Raw genomic sequence first — 1378 nt, forward strand, 5'->3', positions numbered from 1 at the left:
AATGACATGATACCCGATTTCCGCGGGTTTGGGCGTCCCGGGTGAACCATGGAGGCTGGTCTTGGCAGGGTTTCGAAACGGCCTCTTAGTTTCATATGGTGCCTCACTTGAGGAGGGTTTATCATCCCAGATTATGAAAACAGAACTTGGCGTAGTCCTCAAGAATCCGATAAAGCGCGCAGAATCGACAGATGCTTCCAGATTGAATTTCTCGGCAACAGAATCAACCGAAGAAGTATATAAAAATATGATAGAGAAGAGCAATGAAACTGCTGTTATAACTGACAGATTGGGGCGCTTCGACGGACTTATCACAAGAGACGCGATTGAGGGCTGGGTCATGTCGCAACTCCTGGCGCAAAAGCTTGCCGGGGACTGATTGTGTCCAAAAACACTCGCGTTATGCTTCAAGCGCGATACGGTTTTTTGGCCAGCCCGTGGTATCGGCATTGTAGGTAAAACCTCTCATTTTAACCCCATGACAACACCTCGCTCATCGTCAGACAGGTCGAGCGCCGCCCCACTGGCGGTTGCGGAACGGATTCCGGCCGCCGAGACCAAGGGCAGCATTAATCTGCGCATCGGGACGCAGACCCGCCACCTCATCGACGAGGCGGCCGCCGTTCTGGGCAAGACGCGAACCGAATTCATGGTCGAAAACGCCAGGGATGTTGCGATCGATGTGCTGTTGGTGCAGCGCCTGTTCGCTCTCGATCCGGAGCGCTACGACGCCTTCATGCAGGCGCTCGACAATCCCCCCGCCCCCGGGCCTAAGCTGCGAGCCCTGTTGCGTCGGGTCCCGGCATGGGAAACATAACACCCGATCCAGTAGGGAAGCGGCTGTCGGCACCGGTTCCGCTGACCACGGATCACGATTTGTCCGACTTCGACTGCGGCGAACCGACCCCTGAACGACTGGCTGAAAAGCCGCGCCTTGAAGAACGAGAGCCGGTTTTCCCGTACCTATGTCGTGTGTGAGAGCAATCGGGTCGTCGCCTATGTCTGCATTCTCGGCGGGCGCGGTGGAGCGGGCGGCCTTTCCGGGCAAGATACGGCGCAATGCGCCCGATGCCGTCCCGCTGCCGGCCGACCGCCCCTCTTCCCATGCCATGCCGAAGAGGATGGAGGTCTAAACGGGTTCGATCGTGCATGTGTCGCCCGATCCGAACTTGATTAGCTGATGCAAGGAGACGTTTACTGCCTCTGAGTCGATTATGGACAGCAACCACCATGCCTATCAAAGCCACATGCCTGCGGGCGGACATGCGGACATACGAGAGCAAGGCTTGGGGAATGTCCCGGTCTCTGTTGAAACTCTGAAGTGGGCGGCGTTGCCCGCCTTGAGCCGTTAGGCTCGGGGTGCCGATTCCACTGAGGA

At 57.3% G+C, this 1378-nt stretch carries 2 protein-coding genes; both read left to right on the plus strand.

The features are described from left to right. Positions 1-61 precede the first annotated feature (61 nt). Positions 62-379 (plus strand): hypothetical protein, encoded by a 318-nt coding sequence (locus tag VQ044_RS25130; RefSeq protein WP_327650372.1) that lies wholly within the window; start codon positions 62-64, stop codon positions 377-379. Further along, positions 380-817 (plus strand): type II toxin-antitoxin system TacA family antitoxin, encoded by a 438-nt coding sequence (locus tag VQ044_RS25135; protein ID WP_442873017.1) that lies wholly within the window; start codon positions 380-382, stop codon positions 815-817. Positions 818-1378: the final 561 nt, after the last annotated feature.

It is taken from the genome of Aurantimonas sp. C2-5-R2 (assembly GCF_036549495.1).
GTDB classification, from domain to species: Bacteria; Pseudomonadota; Alphaproteobacteria; order Rhizobiales; family Rhizobiaceae; genus Aurantimonas; species Aurantimonas coralicida_A.